The sequence below is a fragment of the Aquitalea magnusonii genome, assembly GCF_003202035.1.
Taxonomy (GTDB): Bacteria; Pseudomonadota; Gammaproteobacteria; order Burkholderiales; family Chromobacteriaceae; genus Aquitalea; species Aquitalea magnusonii.
Map to the genome: position 1 here is coordinate 53,652 of NZ_QJKC01000001.1, position 16,752 is coordinate 70,403.

The 16,752-nt window shown below is 63.5% G+C and carries 17 protein-coding genes and 1 tRNA gene; 8 read left to right on the forward strand and 10 right to left on the reverse strand.

Annotated elements, in window-relative coordinates; translation table 11 throughout:
• Nucleotides 1-3: 3 nt before the first annotated feature.
• Both lipB and lipA read left to right on the forward strand, forming a co-directional pair.
• The gene (gene lipB, locus DFR38_RS00230) at nt 4-627 is read left to right on the forward strand and encodes a lipoyl(octanoyl) transferase LipB (RefSeq protein ID WP_059286388.1); all 624 of its coding nucleotides are present in this window, start codon (nt 4-6) and stop codon (nt 625-627) included.
• Complete coding sequence (lipA, locus tag DFR38_RS00235) at nt 624-1,571, forward strand: lipoyl synthase (RefSeq protein ID WP_059286387.1); 948 nt, start codon at nt 624-626, stop codon at nt 1,569-1,571. The genes lipB and lipA overlap by 4 nt, the downstream gene beginning before the upstream one ends.
• Nucleotides 1,572-1,661: 90 nt before the next feature.
• Here lipA and DFR38_RS00240 read toward each other — a convergent pair whose 3' ends face one another.
• Nucleotides 1,662-2,162, reverse strand: coding sequence for a prolyl-tRNA synthetase associated domain-containing protein (locus tag DFR38_RS00240; RefSeq protein WP_059286386.1), 501 nt, complete (start codon nt 2,160-2,162; stop codon nt 1,662-1,664).
• 158 nt (nt 2,163-2,320) lie between these two features.
• On the opposite strand from DFR38_RS00240, the gene DFR38_RS00245 reads away from it, so the two are divergent.
• The gene (locus DFR38_RS00245; protein ID WP_158527663.1) at nt 2,321-3,016 is read left to right on the forward strand and encodes a substrate-binding periplasmic protein; all 696 of its coding nucleotides are present in this window, start codon (nt 2,321-2,323) and stop codon (nt 3,014-3,016) included.
• An 18-nt stretch (nt 3,017-3,034) separates the two neighbouring features.
• Here the strand turns inward: DFR38_RS00245 and DFR38_RS00250 are convergent, their stop codons facing one another.
• The 4 genes from DFR38_RS00250 to DFR38_RS00265 all read right to left on the reverse strand — a co-directional run bounded on the left by DFR38_RS00250 (nt 3,035) and on the right by DFR38_RS00265 (nt 5,176).
• Nucleotides 3,035-3,436, reverse strand: a complete 402-nt coding sequence (locus DFR38_RS00250; protein ID WP_059286384.1) for a hypothetical protein — start codon at nt 3,434-3,436, stop codon at nt 3,035-3,037.
• Between the two features lie 86 nt (nt 3,437-3,522).
• Nucleotides 3,523-3,608 (reverse strand) — tRNA-Tyr (locus DFR38_RS00255).
• Between the two features lie 74 nt (nt 3,609-3,682).
• Complete coding sequence (locus tag DFR38_RS00260; protein WP_110312906.1) at nt 3,683-4,351, reverse strand: glutathione S-transferase family protein; 669 nt, start codon at nt 4,349-4,351, stop codon at nt 3,683-3,685.
• Nucleotides 4,352-4,429: 78 nt separating this feature from the next.
• Nucleotides 4,430-5,176 (reverse strand): sulfite exporter TauE/SafE family protein, encoded by a 747-nt coding sequence (locus DFR38_RS00265; protein WP_233170262.1) that lies wholly within the window; start codon nt 5,174-5,176, stop codon nt 4,430-4,432.
• A 98-nt stretch (nt 5,177-5,274) separates the two neighbouring features.
• Here DFR38_RS00265 and DFR38_RS00270 point away from each other — a divergent pair, with 98 nt between their 5' ends.
• From DFR38_RS00270 to DFR38_RS00280, 3 genes are all read left to right on the forward strand, one after another.
• Complete coding sequence (locus DFR38_RS00270) at nt 5,275-6,183, forward strand: LysR family transcriptional regulator (protein ID WP_110312828.1); 909 nt, start codon at nt 5,275-5,277, stop codon at nt 6,181-6,183.
• 322 nt (nt 6,184-6,505) lie between these two features.
• Complete coding sequence (locus DFR38_RS00275) at nt 6,506-6,709, forward strand: cold-shock protein (RefSeq protein ID WP_059287215.1); 204 nt, start codon at nt 6,506-6,508, stop codon at nt 6,707-6,709.
• 171 nt (nt 6,710-6,880) lie between these two features.
• Entirely contained in the window at nt 6,881-7,462 is a 582-nt protein-coding gene (locus DFR38_RS00280) for a cysteine hydrolase family protein (RefSeq protein ID WP_110312829.1), read from the forward strand.
• A gap of 36 nt (nt 7,463-7,498) precedes the next feature.
• On the opposite strand, the gene DFR38_RS00285 is transcribed toward DFR38_RS00280, so the two are convergent.
• Nucleotides 7,499-8,053: a phospholipase D family nuclease gene (locus DFR38_RS00285; RefSeq protein ID WP_110312830.1), complete on the reverse strand. Its 555-nt coding sequence runs from the start codon at nt 8,051-8,053 to the stop codon at nt 7,499-7,501.
• A 104-nt stretch (nt 8,054-8,157) separates the two neighbouring features.
• Between DFR38_RS00285 and sbcD the strand changes: the two genes are divergently transcribed.
• Nucleotides 8,158-9,375: an exonuclease subunit SbcD gene (sbcD, locus tag DFR38_RS00290; protein ID WP_059287213.1), complete on the forward strand. Its 1,218-nt coding sequence runs from the start codon at nt 8,158-8,160 to the stop codon at nt 9,373-9,375.
• Nucleotides 9,372-12,800 (forward strand): AAA family ATPase, encoded by a 3,429-nt coding sequence (locus DFR38_RS00295; RefSeq protein WP_110312831.1) that lies wholly within the window; start codon nt 9,372-9,374, stop codon nt 12,798-12,800. The genes sbcD and DFR38_RS00295 overlap by 4 nt, the downstream gene beginning before the upstream one ends.
• Nucleotides 12,801-12,802: 2 nt before the next feature.
• Here the strand turns inward: DFR38_RS00295 and DFR38_RS00300 are convergent, their stop codons facing one another.
• From DFR38_RS00300 to DFR38_RS00315, 4 genes are all read right to left on the reverse strand, one after another.
• Nucleotides 12,803-13,603: an alpha/beta fold hydrolase gene (locus DFR38_RS00300; RefSeq protein ID WP_110312832.1), complete on the reverse strand. Its 801-nt coding sequence runs from the start codon at nt 13,601-13,603 to the stop codon at nt 12,803-12,805.
• 33 nt (nt 13,604-13,636) lie between these two features.
• Nucleotides 13,637-14,299, reverse strand: coding sequence for a LysE family translocator (locus tag DFR38_RS00305; RefSeq protein WP_110312833.1), 663 nt, complete (start codon nt 14,297-14,299; stop codon nt 13,637-13,639).
• 62 nt (nt 14,300-14,361) lie between these two features.
• Nucleotides 14,362-15,117: an AraC family transcriptional regulator gene (locus DFR38_RS00310; RefSeq protein ID WP_158527664.1), complete on the reverse strand. Its 756-nt coding sequence runs from the start codon at nt 15,115-15,117 to the stop codon at nt 14,362-14,364.
• A 70-nt stretch (nt 15,118-15,187) separates the two neighbouring features.
• Nucleotides 15,188-16,717: a catalase gene (locus tag DFR38_RS00315; protein ID WP_059286670.1), complete on the reverse strand. Its 1,530-nt coding sequence runs from the start codon at nt 16,715-16,717 to the stop codon at nt 15,188-15,190.
• Nucleotides 16,718-16,752: the final 35 nt, after the last annotated feature.

Here is a 16,752-nt window from a genome sequence, read left to right on the forward strand (position 1 = left end):
CGCGTGCAGCGTCTGATCAAGCATTTGGGTCTGGTGGATTACGAACCGACCTGGCGCACCATGCAGTCCTTTACCGATAGCCGTAGCGCCGAAACCCCGGACGAGCTGTGGGTGGTGGAGCACCATCCGGTGTATACCCAGGGCCTGGCCGGCAAGCCGGAGCATTTGCTGCGGCTGACTGATATTCCGGTGGTGAAGACCGATCGCGGTGGCCAGGTTACCTATCATGGCCCCGGCCAGCTGGTGGTGTATCTGCTGATCGATTTCAAGCGCATGCATATTGGCGTGCGCGAACTGGTGCGACGCATCGAGCAGTCGGTCATCGACATGCTGGCCGAACAGGGCATTAGCGCCAATGGCGACGTCAATGCCCCCGGCGTGTATGTGGATGGTGCCAAGATTGCCTCGCTGGGCTTGCGCATCAAGAACGGAGCGGTGTATCACGGCCTGTCACTGAATGTGGACATGGACCTGACCCCGTTCAGCTGGATCAATCCCTGCGGCTATGAAGGCCTGCGGGTGACGCAAATGAAGGATTTGGGGGTGGATAAAACCCTGGCGCAAGTAGCCGAGCTGCTGCTGCCCCAGCTGGAAAAACACCTGACCGTGGTGAAGGAGACAGCATGAAGTTGGACAACGAGGCAGGGGTCAAGCATAAAGGCGCCGCCAAAACCGCACGCATTCCCATCAAGATCGTGCCGCTGGATGAAAAGCTGAAAAAGCCGGAATGGATTCGCGCCAAGCTGCCCACCGGCCAGCGTTTTCACGAAATCAAACAGATTCTGCGTGATCAGAAGCTGCATACCGTGTGCGAAGAAGCCACCTGCCCGAATATCGGCGAGTGCTTCAGCAAGGGTACCGCCACCTTCATGATCATGGGTGACATCTGCACCCGTCGCTGCCCCTTCTGCGACGTGGGGCATGGCCGTCCCAATCCGCTGGACGAAAACGAGCCCAAGCACCTGGCCGAGAGCGTGGCCGCCATGCGCCTGAAGTATGTGGTGGTGACCTCGGTGGACCGTGACGACCTGCGCGACGGCGGTGCCCAGCATTTTGCCGACTGCATCAGCGCCGTGCGTGCTGCTTCGCCGGATACCCAGATCGAAACCCTGGTGCCGGACTTCCGCGGCCGGCTGGATATCGCGGTGGACATTCTCACCATCACGCCGCCGGATGTGATGAACCACAATCTGGAAACCGTGCCGCGCCTGTACAAGCAGGCCCGTCCCGGTGCCGATTACGCGCATTCCTTGCAGTTGCTCAAGGACTACAAGGCCAAGAACCCGCAAGTGCGCACCAAATCCGGCCTGATGGTGGGCCTGGGCGAGACCGACGAGGAAATCCTCGAAGTGATGCGCGACCTGCGCGCCCACAATGTGGACATGCTGACCATTGGCCAGTACCTGCAACCGTCCGATGGCCATCTGCCGGTATTGCGCTACGTCCACCCCGACACCTTCAAGATGTTTGAAGAAAAAGCCTATGAAATGGGCTTTGCCCACGCTGCAGTCGGTGCCATGGTGCGCTCCAGCTACCATGCTGATGTGCAGGCGCACGAGGCAGGCGTCTGATTCTACGGCACTGAGCGCGGCCAGTGCCGCAAAAGGCTGTAACGGGAAGTGTGGCTCACGCCGCCCGTTGCAGCCTTTTTTACGTGTGCATCAGTCGGATGGCAGTAGTGGCAGGGCCAGCAGGCGTGGCGGATGACCGGTCAGCTGCAAAAAGCGCAGCAGATCGTCCCTGTCCACGGCCAGTGTGCTGCTGTTGTGCAGCGGGTGGCATAGTATGGCCGGCTGTTGCAGCAGGATCGGGTCGATGATCACATCCACCACGCTGGCCTGGTCGTTAATGACGGCCAGCAGGCTGACCGCGCCCGGTGTCAGTCCCAGTGCCTGCTGTAGCCGCGCGGGCGAGGCAAAGCCCAGTCCCTTGATCTGCAGTTGCTCGGCACAGGCTTTGAGGTCGAGCCGCTGCGCGGCCGGCAGGCAGATCAGCAGATAGCGCCCGCTCTTGCCGGCCTTGAGAAACAGGTTCTTGGTTTCCGCACCCGGCAGGTCGGGGATGATGGCGCTGGCTTCGGCACAGTTGAAAACCGGCGCATGGTCGAAGCGCTGGTAGTGAATGTGCTGTGCCGCCAGAAAGGCATAGAGTGCTTGAGGCATGCGGCAGCCTAACATGGCCGCCCCCACTCGAAAAGCCAGTTGCCATGATGGTATTGTTGGGGTTTCGGATGGCAGTTTGATGATGGCGGCTGTCGTGGCCGACCAGTGGGAGGCGGATGGGGCGAACAAGCAGGTGGTGCGGTGGGCTGCTGATGGTCATGGCGATGCTGCCCTTGCCAGCGCGGGCAGCCGTGGTGGCTTGTGGTGGCGACAATCAGTGGCCGCCTTCGTCCTATCGCCAGCCGGGCAGCGACGCAGTACAGGGCTATTCGCCGGATGTGCTGCGTGCAGCCCTGGCCGACCGGGTTGGGGTGGAGGTCAGATTGATGCCCTTTGCCCGCTGTCTTGCCGCTGCCGAGCAGGGGCGGCAGGTGCAATTGGTGATGGCGGCCAGCTATTCGCCAGAGCGCGCGCAGCGGTTTTTGTTCACGCGTTCGTATTTGCAACTGCAGCCGGTGCAGCTGACCTTGCAGACCCCGCTGCCTGCTGCGACCAGGCTGCCCTGGTGTGGCCTGAACGGTTTCAATTATCGTGCTTTTGGTTTGAGTCCGGCGCAGGTGGATGCCGGGTCGGCCAATTATCCCGATCTGCTACGCAAGCTGCAGGCTGGGCATTGTCGTGGCTTTGTCGAGTACCGCGAGGTGTGGCAAGGCTTGCAAAAACTGGGGGTGGCTGCGGGTGCTGCACCGCTGGCGATGCGGCCGCTGCCTGGTGGCAGCCCGGTACGGGTGCATTTCATGATTTCCCGGCAAATGGCCGGTGCGGAAAGGCTGCGTGAGCAGCTGGATCGGGCACTGCTCAGGCTGGAGGCCGGCGGCCAGTTGCAGGCCATGCTGGCGCGCCATCTGCATTGATGCTTATGCCGGCAGGGGCTAGTCCTTGCCGCCTTTCAGCTGGCGATAGTCAGCCAGTACGCCGTCGATCTGTTGCAGCACCGCCAGCAGGGCGGGGCCGTCTTGCAGGGCGCTGAAGCTGAGGGTGGCATCCAGCTGCTGCAGGCAGCGGCGGGTGGCGGTGCTGACTTCTACTGCGGCATTGAAGTCGGCCGCGCCCAGTACCTTGCCATTGCGGATCTTGCGATAGTGAATCCCCGCCATCACCGCGTATTTGCCGGCCAGTTCGTTGTCGGCAAAGCGCTCGGCACGCTGCATGGCAAACAGCTGGTCCATGGCGTGGCGGCAGGCTTCCTCGGCGCGCAGCCATCTTTTCTGCTCGGGCGTGCGTGCCGCTGCCTTGCTGCGCGGTTTGTCGTGCTTGCTGTTTTTGCTGGCCATGGCTGCTTTTCCGGTGGTGTGAGCGCGGCTGGTGCGGACCCATGACAAAAGGCCCGAACACGGTGTCGGGCCTTTTGCATGAAAACTGGTGGAGGGAGAAGGATTCGAACCTTCGAAGGCTGAGCCGCCGGATTTACAGTCCGGACCCGTTGACCGCTGGGGTAACCCCTCCAAAAGAGAGCGGCATGATAGCCAAGCCGGATTTTTTCGTCAAGCCCCCGCCTTGCCGTTTTTGCGCTGCGCTGTTCAGGCAAAGTCGTAGGGGCCGCCCTGGCGCAGCGCGGCCTGATAGGCCGGGCGGGCATGGATGGCCGACAGGAAGGCGTGGATGTGCGGGTGACGGGCGCTCAGGATGCCGCTGTGACTGGCGGCTTCCAGCGGAAAGCTCATCTGGATGTCGGCCGCGGAGAAGTCCTTGCCGGCAAACCAGCTGTTTTGCGCCAGCTGCTGTTCGATATGGTCGAAATGCAGCTGCAGCTGCGGATTCAGGTAATTGCTGCGCACCCCCCTGGCAATCAGCCGCGCCAGTGGGCGCAGCAGGGCGGGCATGGGGGGCTGGTCCAGCCGGGAAAACACCAGGTTCATCAGCAGCGGCGGCATGGCCGAGCCTTCGGCATAGTGCAGCCAGTAGCGATAGTCCAGCAGTGCCTTGCTGTCGGCTGCCGGTTTCAGACGGCCGGCGCCATATTTTTCCACCAGGTATTCAATGATGGCGCCAGATTCGGCCACCACGATATCGTCGTCGCTGATCACCGGCGATTTGCCCAGCGGATGCACGGCCTTCAGGGCGGCCGGGGCCAGCATGCTGCGCGGGTCGCGCTGGTAGTGCTTGATCTGGTAGGGCAGCTGCAACTCTTCCAGCAGCCAGATGATGCGTTGCGAGCGGGAATTGTTGAGGTGGTGCAGGGTAATCATGATGGCGGCCATGCAGAAAGGATGGACGGATGATAGAGATCCGTCCGGCAAAACAAAAGCGCTTTTACGACAAGTTGCTCACCCGTGCCGCGACATCAGCAGCGCGGTGAGCAGCAACATCAGCGCAAACAGTTGTTTCAGCCGGCTTTCCGGCAGCCGGTGCGCCCATGCCACGCCGTGCGACACCGTGCATACGCCACCCAGGGCCATGGGCAGGCCGAGCTGCCAGTCGATATGGCCGGCGCGGCCGTAAGTCCACAGCGCCACCACCGCACCTGGCACCACCAGCGCCAGTGCCAGCCCCTGGGCGACGGCCTGCTTTTTGCCAAAGCCCTTGACCAGGATCGGTGCGGCGACGATGCCGGCGCCCACGCTGAACAGGCCGGCAAACAGCCCGCCGATCACGCCTACCAGCGGTAATAGCGCTTCAGGCCAGGCGGGGCGTCCGGCAGCCTGGCGCAAGCGGCTGTCGAGCAGGAAGTAAACCGCCAGCAAGAGCAAGAATCCCGCAAAGCACTGCTTGAGCAGGCCGCTGTCCATGCCGACGGCAAGCCGGGCCGCCGGATAGGTGCTGATCACCGCGCACAGGCCGATCAGTAGTGCGGTATGCAGGGGAAAGGGATTGCGCTGGCGGTAGCGCCAGAAGCCGATCAGCACATTGGGCGTCATCATCACCAGTGCCGTACCCTGCGCCAGAGCCTGGTTCATGCCATACAGCATGACCAGGACCGGTATGGCGAGGATGCCGCCGCCGATGCCCAGCAGGCCGCCGATGCCGCCAAGCAGGCCGCCAAGGGCCAGTGCTTCCAGTATTTGCCCCAGCATCACATGCTCCATCTTTGATTGTCGGTGTCACAGTTTACTAGGTGAATTGGCGGCTATAATTCAGTTTCAACTAAACCATTATTAAGCTGAGTGCAATAATGAATGCGGTGTCTGATCTGGAATTCTTCCTGCAGCTGAACCAGTGCGGCAGCATGGTGGCGACTGCCCGGCAGCTGGGTGTCACGCCGCCGGTGATCAGCCGCCGTCTGCAAGAGCTGGAGGCGCGCCTGGGTATCGTGCTGCTGCGGCGGACCACCCGCTCACTGCAATTGACCGAGGCCGGGCAGCTGTATCTGGCCGAGGCACGTCGCCTGCTGGCTGAAATTGCCGAGCTGGAAGGGCGGGTGCGGGGCGACCCCAATCAGCCGCATGGCCTGCTGCGCGTCAATGCCAGTTTCGGCTTTGGCCGCCGCCATATCGCGCCCTTGCTGGCCGACTTTGCCCGCCAATACCCGCGGCTGGAAGTCGAGCTGCAGCTGAGCGACCGTCCGCCGCGGCGACAGGAAGGCTTTGATGTGGCCATCCGCTTTGGCCAGCCGCCGGATGCGCGCCTGCATGCCAGCCTGCTGCTGCGTAACCGCCGGGTATTGTGTGCGGCGCCGGCTTATCTGGCCGGGCGTCCGCCGATCACCCAGCCGCGTGACTTGCTGCGGCATGATTGCATCGTGATCCGCGAGAATCACGACACGCACGGCAGCTGGGTGCTGCAGCAGGGTGAGCGGGAAGAAACGGTCAAGGTGCGCGGCCCCTTGTCCAGCAATGATGGCGAAACAGCAGTGCAGTGGGCGATGCAGGGGCTGGGCCTGGTATTGCGCTCGTGGTGGGATGTGGGCGAGCTGTTGCGCAGCGGGCAGTTGCAGCGCGTGCTGCCGGACTGGCAGTCGGAACCGGCCGACATTTATGCGCTGTATCCGCCGGCACAGCCGCAGCAGGCCAAGCTGCGGGCCTGGCTGGAATTCCTGCAGGCGGCATTGCAGTCGCAGCAGGCGCTGGCTGTGCGCTCTTGATCCGCACTGCCGCCTTGTTCATGAGCAATGCTTGTGCGGCTTGTTTGCCCATGCGGTTTTTATTCGGCACATCAATATTTTTGTCATGAATATGAATATGCCATGAGTGGGATAAAAATTATTTTGCTGATTTGACAGATATTGTTTGACCGCATGGAACAAGGTGCGTATAACGGTCCTGCAAGATTTCAAGTTTTGTGCCTATTTCGTTACAGTGTGCGTCCCTCCAAAAGAGTTGCCTAATTGTTCAAATGTCGATTGCTTGAATTTCTTGTTTCCGGGCTTTTGCCCAGTTTAAATTTTATTTTGTTAGGGATGTATTATGGAAACCGGCACCGTTAAATTCTTCAATGACGCTAAAGGCTTTGGTTTCATCACTCCGGACGCCGGCGGTGATGACCTGTTCGCTCACTTCTCCGAAATCAAGGTAGACGGCTTCAAGTCGCTGCATGATGGCCAGAAAGTTAGCTACACCAAGGCAATGGGTCAAAAAGGCCCGGCTGCCACCAACATTCAGCCGCTGTAATTGCTGATTGTCATGTCTGTAGCAGCGGCTTGTAAAAGCTGCTGACTGCCAGACAGGCAGACAACAACCCACCCGACTCAGGTCCGGTGGGTTGTTTGCATTTTACTGCCAGGCAAATACAGGCAGTGGGCGTCCTGCTATGCTGATGCATTATTTTTTTGCCAAATAGTCATGTCTGCCACCACCTTGCAGCCACTTCCCGCCAATACCGTATTGCTGCTGATCGACATGCAGCAGGCGGTGGATCACCCCAGCTGGGGCGAGCGCAATAATCCGCAAGCCGAAACCGTGGCCGCGCAGTTGCTGGCGCACTGGCGCAGCCAGCGACGCCCGCTATGCCATGTCCGCCACGATTCACTGGCAGCCGGATCGACTTACCGCCCCGGTCAGCCCGGCCATGCCTTCAAGCCGGAAGTAGCCCCCTTGCCGGGTGAGTGGGTGCTGGCCAAACAGACCAATTCCGCCTTTATCGGTACCGATCTGCAAGCACAGCTTGCCGCCATGGGCTGCTCAACTCTGGTGGTGCTGGGCGTGGCCACCAGCAATTCGGTGGAAGCGACGGTGCGCATGGCCGGCAATCTGGGTTTTACCGTCTATCTGGTAGAGGATGCCTGCTTCACGTTTGGCCGTGCCGACTGGTCGGGCCGCTGGCGCACGGCGGGCGAGGTGCATGAGATGAGCCTGGCCAATCTGCATGGCGAGTACTGCCAGGTCGCTGATGCGGCGGCGATTCTGGCGGCCACGGCCGCCTAGCCGCCAGGACGGCGCATGCTTTCACCGGACGCCGGGCTACTCAGCGCGCGTGGCATCGGGCAGTGCTGCTGCTTCCTGCCATAGTCTTTGCCATTGCTGCTCGTAGCGTGCCGCCAGCTCCGGCGCATTCCACACAACCAGTACGTTTTCGGCATTCTTGCTGGCTGCCGCGGCAGAGTAGTTGAAACTGCCGGTCTGTACATGGGTGGCGTCGATGATCATGAATTTATTGTGGAAGATGGCATAGCGCGCATTCAGCCGTACGGCCACGCCCTGATCGGCCAGAAATCGGGTGGCGCTGTAACGACCAGTGTTTTCCTTGCTGTCGGCCACCACCGCCACTTCGATGCCGGCACGCTGAGCCGCGAGCAGCGCCTGTGCCAGCGGCTTGCTGGTAAAGACATAGGCGGCCACATGAATCGAGCGGCGGGCGCTCTGCACTGCTTTCAACACCAGCTCCAGCGCAGCCGGGTCCGGTGCAAAGGCGGCTTCGGTCTGGCTGGAGGCGGGCGTGGCGGCGGCCTGTGCCGGCAGGCAGGACAGCTGGACGGCGAGCAGGCTCGCCAGCAGATAGCGTGGCAGTGGTTTCATCCTGCCATTTTACGCACTATCGCGCGGTTTGCCGCCCAGCCCGGACAGGCAGGGCTGCGCCGGGCTTGCTAGAATGCGCGCTACTTCTCTTGACGAGTGATGGCATGCGCATTCTTCATACTTCGGACTGGCATCTGGGCCAGCATTTCATGGGCCGTAGCCGGCAGGCGGAACATCAGGCCCTGATCGACTGGCTGCTATTGCAGGTGACGCAGCAGGCCATCGATGCGGTGCTGCTGGCCGGTGACATCTTCGATACCGGCGCACCACCCAGCTATGCGCGGGAACTGTACAACCAGCTGGTGGTGCGCCTGCACGAGGCAGGCTGCCAGCTGGTATTGCTGGGCGGCAATCACGACTCGGTGGCCACGCTGGAAGAAAGCCGGCCGCTGCTGGCCTACCTGGGCTGCACCGTGGTGCCGGCGGTGGCGGACGATATCTCGCGGCAGTTGCTGACATTGTGTGATCAGGACGGCCAGCCCGCAGCCTTGCTGTGCGCCGTACCCTTCATCCGCGCCCGTGATGTGCTGCAAAGCCAGGCCGGCCAGAGTGCCGAGGAAAAACAGCAGGGCCTGCAGCAGGCCATTGCCGCGCATTATCAGGCGCTGTATCAGCTGGCCGTGCAAGAGCGCAGCCGCCTCGGTTTGCCACTGCCCATTCTCGCCACTGGCCACCTCACCACGGTGGGGGCCAGCAGCAGCGAATCGGTGCGCGAGATCTATGTCGGGGCGCTGGACGCCTTCCCCACCAATGTCTTTCCGCCGTTCGACTATATCGCGCTGGGCCATATTCACCGCCCGCAAATGGTGGCTGGCCAGGCGCATGTCCGCTATAGCGGCTCACCGCTGGCGCTGAGTTTTGATGAGCTGGGGCAAAGCAAGCAGATGCTGCTGCTGGAGCTGGCCGGCGCCGCCATTACCGGCATCAGCCCGCTGGCCGTGCCGTGTTTTCAACCGCTGTGCAGCCTGCGTGGCACGCTGGCCCAGCTGCAGCGCAGCATTCCCGCCGCCATCGCGGCCATCGACCAGGGACAGGTGCTGTGGCTGGAAGTGGTGGTGGAAGGCGATGATTATCTGTCCGATCTGCAAACCCGCATCCAGGGCATGCTGGACGGGCAGCCAGCCGAGCTGCTGCGCCTGCGCCGCGCCCGCAGCCAGCAATCCGCCACGCTGCAGGTCGAACGCAGCACGCTGGACGAACTGAGCCCGCAAGAGGTGTTCGAGCGCCGGCTGGAACTGGAAGAAATGGATGATGCACTGGCCGCGCAGCTGCGCCAGCGCTATCAGCAGGTGCTGATGGCCCTGCAGGAGGAGCAGGCATGAAAATCCTTACCCTGCGCCTGAAAAACCTCAATTCGCTCAAGGGCGAATGGAAGATCGACTTTACCCGGCCGCCGTTTCGCGACAACGGCCTGTTTGCCATTACCGGCCCTACCGGCGCCGGCAAATCCACGCTGCTGGACGCCATCTGCCTGGCGCTCTACCACGAAACCCCACGGCTGAAGACCATTTCCGCCAGCAGCAACGACATCATGACCCGCCACACTGCCGACTGCCTGGCCGAGGTGGAGTTCGAGGTCAAGGGCAAGGCTTATCGCGCCTTCTGGAGCCAGCGCCGCGCGCGCGACAAGGCGGACGGCACCCTGCAAGCGGCGCGGGTGGAGCTGGCCGAGGCCGATGGCACCATCATCACGACCCATAGCAGCGAGAAGCTGAAGCGCATTGCCGCCATCACCGGGCTGGATTTCGCCCGTTTTACCAAGTCCATGCTGCTGGCGCAGGGGGGCTTTGCGGCATTTCTCAATGCCAGCCCCAATGAACGCGCCGAACTGCTGGAAGAACTGACCGGCACCGAGCTGTACGGCCAGATTTCCCAGCGGGTGTTCGAGCAGGCGCGTGACAGCCGCCAGGCGCTGCAGCAATTGCAGGCACAGGCCGGTGGGGTAGAGCTGCTGGACGAGGCGCAGCGCAGCGCCATGCAGCAAGAGCTGACCGCGCTGCAGCAACAACAGCACAGGCTGGCCGGTCAGCAGCAACAGCTTGGCCAGGCCCTGCAATGGCGGCAGCAACTGGCGCAGGCACAGCAGCAACAGCAGGCGGCCAGCCAGCAACTGGAACAGGCGCAAGCCGCCCTTGCCCAGGCTGCGCCGCAATTGCAGCAACTGGCCGCCAGCGAGCCGGCCCAGCGCATCGCGCCCATGCATCAGCACTGGCAAAACCAGCAGCAGCGGCTGGCTGCCGGTGAGGCCGCCTTGCAGGCATTGAATGCGCGCTATCAACACAGCTGGCAGCAATGGCAGCAGCTCAACGGGCAGGGGCTGGCGCTGGCCCGTCAGCAGCTGGCGGCACTGCTTGCGCAACAGCAGCAGATACGCCAGCAAGGGCAGCAGTGGCAGGCACGGCAACAGGCCCAGCCACAACTTGCGCGGCTGGGGGAATCTCTGCCGCTCTGGCGCAGCCAGTTTGCCCGGCATGCCCGCAGCCTGCAGGACAGCGCACAGGCCAGGCAACAATGCAGCCAGCTGGCTGCGGCAGTGGCCGACGGGCAGCAGCGCCTGCAGGCGCAGACCCTGGTCTGTCAGCAAGCCGAGGCCGCCTTCCTGCAGGCACAGCAGGCCGAGCAGACCGCCGCTGCCGCCAGCCAGCGGCTGGATGTCGCCAGCCTGCGCCAGCAATGGCAGGCTGCCCAGCAAGACAGCCAGCAGTGGCAGCAAGCCATCTTGCTGGCCGGGCAGCTGCAGCAAGGCTGGCAGGCCGCACAGCGCTTGCAGCAGCAACAGGCGCAGCAACAGGCGCTGCTGCCGCAGCGCACGGCGGCGCTGGCCACGCTGCGCAGTCAGTATCGTGAACTGCAGGAGCAACTGGCCGACAAGCAGCGCCTGCTGGAACTGGAGCTGCGCATTCAGGATCTGGAAGCCCAGCGCGCACTGTTGCAGCCGGGTCAGCCTTGCCCGCTGTGCGGTTCTGCCAGCCATCCGCTGGTGCAGCACTATCAGGCGCTGGATGCCACGGCAGCACGCCAGGCGGTGCTGGACAAGCAACAGGCGCTGGACGCGCTGCAGGCACAGGGCCAGCAAGCCAGTGGCGAACTGGCTGCCCTGCAGCAGCAGCTGGACAGCCTGCAACAGCAATGGCAGGCACAACAGGACAGTCAGCAACAGCAATGGCAACAGTGGCAGCCGCTGGCCACCGCGCTGGCGCTGCAGCCAGAGGCATGGCAGCAGCCGGCGTCACTGGCACAGGCTGCCCAGGCAGCCTTGCAGCAGCAGGAACAGCTGCAGCAGCAACTGCTGCAGGCCGAAGCCGCCGCCCGCCACTGGCAGCAGGCTTTGCAAGCCAGCCAGCATGCCCGCCAGCAATGGCAGGCGGCGCAGGCCGAGCAAGCCTTGCTGCAACAGGCAGCGGCCAGCTTGCAGCAGCAATGCCGGCAGGCCGACGCGCAGCTGACGCAGCTGGTGGCCGAAGCACAGGCACAGTGGCAGAGCCTGCAGCAGTCGCTGGCCGCGGCAGGTCATGCCATGCCGGATGACCCCGCCCGCTGGCTGGCCGATTGCGAGCAGCAATGGCAGGACTGGCAGCAGCAACAGCAAGCCATGCAGCAGCTGGAGCAACAGCTGGCACGGCTGGAAGTGCAAGCCATGCAGGCGGAGGAACAGTGCCAGCAATGGCAGCAATACTGGCAGCAGCTGGCACTGCCAGAGCCGTTGCCCGCCGTGACCGCGCCAGTCGTCGACCTGACCGACCTGACGGCGCAGCTGGCCGCCTGTCAGCAACAGCGGGTGGCGCTGGCCGCCACGCTGGCACAGCTGCAAGGCCAGCAACAGCAAGTGGCGCACGATGTGCACCAGCAAGGGCTGCAACTGGCGGAGGCCGCGCAGCAATGGCAGCAAGCCTTGCAGCACAGCCCCTTTGCCGACGAGGCTGCCTTTGCCGCCGCCTGCCTGCCGGAGAGTCAGCGCGCCGCCCTGCAAGCCATGCAGCAAGCCCTGGACAAGTCGCTGCAACAGGCCGAAGCCTTGTTGCAGGCGGCCAATACCCGCCAGGCCGAGTTGCAAGCTGCGGCAATCAGCCCACTGAGCCTGGATGAGCTGCAGGCACAGCAGGCCGCGCTGGATGGTGAACGCCAGCAACTGAGCGCGCAGAGCGGCGCCTTGCAGGCCTTGCTGGATAGTGACGCGCAACGTCGCAGCGGCCTGCAGGCACTGCTGGCACAGATCGCCCGGCAGCAGGCCGATAGCGAGTTATGGCAGCGGCTGGACGGGCTGATCGGCTCGGCCAAGGGCGACAAGTTCCGCCGCTTTGCCCAGGGGCTGACACTGGATCACCTGGTGTATCTGGCCAACCGCCAGCTGGCGCGCCTGCATGGGCGCTACCAGCTACGGCGCAAGGCGGAAGGCGAGCTGGAGCTGGAAATCGTCGACAGCTGGCAGGCCGATGTCTGCCGTGATACGCGCACCCTGTCGGGGGGTGAGAGTTTTCTGGTCAGCCTGGCGCTGGCCTTGGCACTATCCGATCTGGTCAGCCACAAGACTTCCATCGACTCGCTGTTCCTGGACGAGGGCTTTGGCACGCTGGATGCCGAAACGCTGGAAATTGCGCTGGATGCGCTGGACAGCCTCAATGCCAGTGGCAAGATGATAGGCGTGATCAGCCATGTGGAAGGCATGAAGGAAAGGATTGCGGTGCAGATCAGGGTGGCGCGCGCCGGCGGCATCGGGCTGTCGGCGCTGTCGGTAAGCGGGGGCTGAGTTCAGTCCATGGCCGCCAGCCGGCCCAGCCAGGCCAGGATGCCGGGGATGGCCGCGGTGGGGGCCTCCAGATGGCTGCCCGGCGGAATCAGCAGCTGGCTGGCCGGATTGGCCGGCAGGGCGTCGAACATGTGCTGGCGCAGGCGCTGCAAGGCCGGGTAGTCACCTTCCGGCGAGATATACAGTACCGGCAGGCTGGCCGGTAGCTGCTGCACGGCCTTGTCCTGGTTCATCGCCCCATCCGGGTCGAACCAGTCCAGATAGATGCGCGGCGTGGTGCTGACCGGGTAGCGCCCCTTGCTGCCTTCAAAATCGGCCAGCCGGGTTTTTTCCTCGCCATGGCCGCCGGCAAGCAGGCTGCGGGCACTGGCCACGGAATCGGCCAGCCGGTCATGCAGCATGCCGGCTGCCACATTGCCACCCGGCGCAATGGCAATCACGCCATCCAGCGGCAGCTGGCCGGCCAGATACAGTGCAAACAGGCCGCCCTGGCTGTGACCGGCCACCACCAGCTTGCGCGCGCCCTGTTGGCGTAGTGTCGCCAGTGCATCTTGCACCTGCGCCACCGCGCTGGCGACATCGGCATCGTATTCGCGTCGGCCAGACCATGGCATGTCCAGATTGGCCACCAGCACGCCTTGTTGCCGCAGGGCATTGGCCAGCCCGGCCACATGCTTGTCCGGGCTGCCACCCTTGCCATGCATCAGCACCACGCCAAACACCGGTTTGGGGGTGTCGGCCAGGGCGGTGCAGGCGATCAGCCCCAGCAGGGGCAGCAGGAGCAGGCGCAATAGTCGCAGCATGGCAGGGGCTTGGGCGGGTGGCAGATGGCTGAGTTATAGCAAGGTCTGATAGCCGTGCACGATGACCCCCAGCGCCAGATAGGCAAACAGGGCGGCCGAAGCGGCATTGCAATACAGCAGCAGGCGGTGGCCCACCAGCTTCTGGCCATGGCTGGCCAGCCAGGCCAGAAAGGACGACCAGGCGAGGCCGCCCAGGAAAAAGCCGCCCAGAAACACGCTGGCCGCCAGCGAGCTGCCATCGGTGGACTGGGCGATGATGCTGCCGCCTACCGCGGCAAACCACAGCAGCGAGGAGGGCGAGGCCAGTGCCATCAGCAGGCCGCGCCAGAACTCCGCCGCCGTGCTGCGGCGCTGGCCATCATCCCCTGCCTTGTCCGCAGGCTTGCCGGCAGCCGTGCTGGGGTGGTGAAACTCCTGCCAGGCGGAGCAGGCCATTTTCCAGGTCAGCCACAGCAGCACGCTGCCACCGCCCAGCCACATCACCCAGCGCACCGGGGTGAAGCTGAACAGCAGCGACATGCCCAGCAAGGACAGCAGGGCGTAGAGCAGGTCGCCAAAACAGGAGCCCAGTCCCATCATCAGCGCCGGGCGCAAGCCCTTGCGCAGCCCGGTGTTGATCAGGGCGGCATTGACGATGCCGATATCCAGACACAGCGATACCGACAGCAGGAAACCCTTGGTGGCAATGGCCAGCATGACAGCAGATCCGCAATGAAAATGATGGGGGATGATACCGGCATGGTGGCGGTGGCGTCTTGTCAAAAATTGATCTGGCGGTAGCGGCCGGGGGGCATGCCGCAAAAGCGGCTGAATGTCTTGCTGAAGTGCGCCTGGTCGGCAAAGCCGGTGGCCAGTGCCACCTCGATGATGCTGCGGCCGGCACGCAGCTGGCGGCGGGCTTCGGCCATGCGCTGCTGCATCTGCCAGGCCAGTGGCGGCAGGCCGCAAGCCTGGTGGAAGCGGCGTACCAGATGGGCCGGGGTGATGCCGGCTTGCTGCGCCAGCGCATCCAGGGTCAGCGGCTGTGACAGGTCATCCAGCAGTTGTTGCTGTACCCGCCGCACCAGCAGGCTGCCGCGGCTGCTGGCCTTGTCCGGGGCGGAGGATGCTTGCCGTGGCAGGCGGGCGAGCAGGGCGATGATGGCTTCTTCACGCAGGCTGGCGTCCTGTGTGGCCAGCTGGCGCAGTGCCGCGGCGAGGTCGGGCCGCTGCAGCTGGCTTGGCAGATCAGGCGGCAGACAGTCGAAATAGGCGGGGAAGGCCGCCGGCGCCACATACAGCGACAGGCATTGCCAGTCCTCGCCGCTCAGGCTGCGGCTGGCCTGCACCGCCGCCGGCGGGTAGATGGTGAGCATGTCCGGCTTTACTTCAAAGCTGCTGCCGTCCAGCCATACCTGTTCCAGCCCGCCCAGATTGACGCTGATGACGTACTCATCGTGGGTGTGTTTGGGAAAGCCGGCCGCCGTGGCCTGGATGCCGGCCAGTTCCAGCAGGGGGGTGCGCAGGAAAATCATCCAGCGACTATAGCCATGTCGGACCGTGGCCGCCAGCCCGAGGGGCGGCTGCCACGGCATGGCTGCGGGCTTACTCGTGCAGCTGGGCGGCCAGTCTGGCGATGTCAGCCACATTGGCATTCAGCACCTTGCTGATGGCCTGGCCATAGCCGCTGTCCGCCTTGTAGAAGTAGGACAGCATGGTGTTGCGGGTGGCTTCGTTGCGCACCTGGCCCAGGTCGGCGGCGAGGTTGGCGATGAGGTTGGCCTGTTCCTGCTTGTTCAGGCTGCGGTAGAACTCGCCGGCCTGGCGGAAATTCAGCGTTTTGCTGATGCCGGCTTGCTGGGTGCTGCCGGACAGCGGCAGCTGGCTGTAGCGGGCGCTGGCATCCTGCTGCAGGCCGCCCTGGCGGCTGGGTTCGTAATTGACGCTGCCCTGGCGCTGGCCGCCATTCATTGCGCCATCCTGGTTGTTGTTGTCCACCACCGCTTGCGGACGGTTGACCGGCAATTGCAGGCCGTTGGTTCCCACGCGGTGCAGCTGGGTGTCGGCATAGGCGAAGATGCGTCCTTGCAGCAGGCGGTCTTCCGAGGGCTCGATACCCGGCACCAGGTTGGAGGGGGCAAAGGCGCTCTGCTCGGTTTCCTGGAAGATATTGCCCGGATTGCGGTTCAGGGTCATGGTGCCGATCCTGTGTTCCGGCACACCACTCCAGATCTTGGTCGCGTCCAGCGGGTTATAGTCCAGCCTGGCCATGTCCTCCGGCTGCATCACCTGGATGTACAGGTCCCATTGCGGATAGTGCTTGTGCTGGATCGCTGCCATCAGGGCACGGCTGGCATGGTTGAAGTCATGCGCCTGAATGGCGGCGGCTTCTTGCATGGTGAGGTTGTGCTGGCCCTGGCGGCTGGCCCAGTGGAATTTCACATAGACGTAACGGCCCTGGGCATTTACCAGTTTCCAGGCATGGACGCTATTGCCATCCATGTACTGATAACCCTTGGGGATGCCGTAGTCCGAGTACAGCCGGGTCAGCATGTGGGTGGCTTCCGGCTGGTAGGAGAAGAAGTCGAAGAAGCGGTTGGGGTCTTGCAGATTGGTATCCGGCGACGGTTTGAGCGAGTGCACCATGTCGGGGAACTTGATGGCGTCGCGGATAAAGAACACCGGCAGATTATTGCCAACCAGGTCCCAGTTGCCTTCGCTGGTATAGAACTTGGTGGCAAAGCCACGCGGGTCGCGCAGGGTTTCCGGCGAGTGCAGGCCGTGAATCACCGTGGAAAAGCGCACGAAAACCGGGGTTTTGCTGCCCTTGGCGAAAACCTTGGCCCGGGTCAGCGCCGAAATGTCGGCACTGGATTCAAACACGCCGTAAGCACCGGCGCCGCGGGCATGCACCACCCGCTCCGGAATGCGTTCGCGGTCGAAGCGTTGCAGCTTCTGGACCAGTTGTACGTCTTGCAGCAGCACCGGGCCGCTGGGGCCGGCGGTTTGCGAATTCTGGTTGTCGCCGACAGCGGCGGCATTATCGCGGGTGAGGGTGGCGGCATGTGCCGGGGCAAGCAGGGCAAGGCTGCACGCAATGGCGCACAGGCGCAGTGCCGGGCGGGTATGGGCCATGATGGTGGTCCTGAAGGGATAAGGGCCTTCAGTCT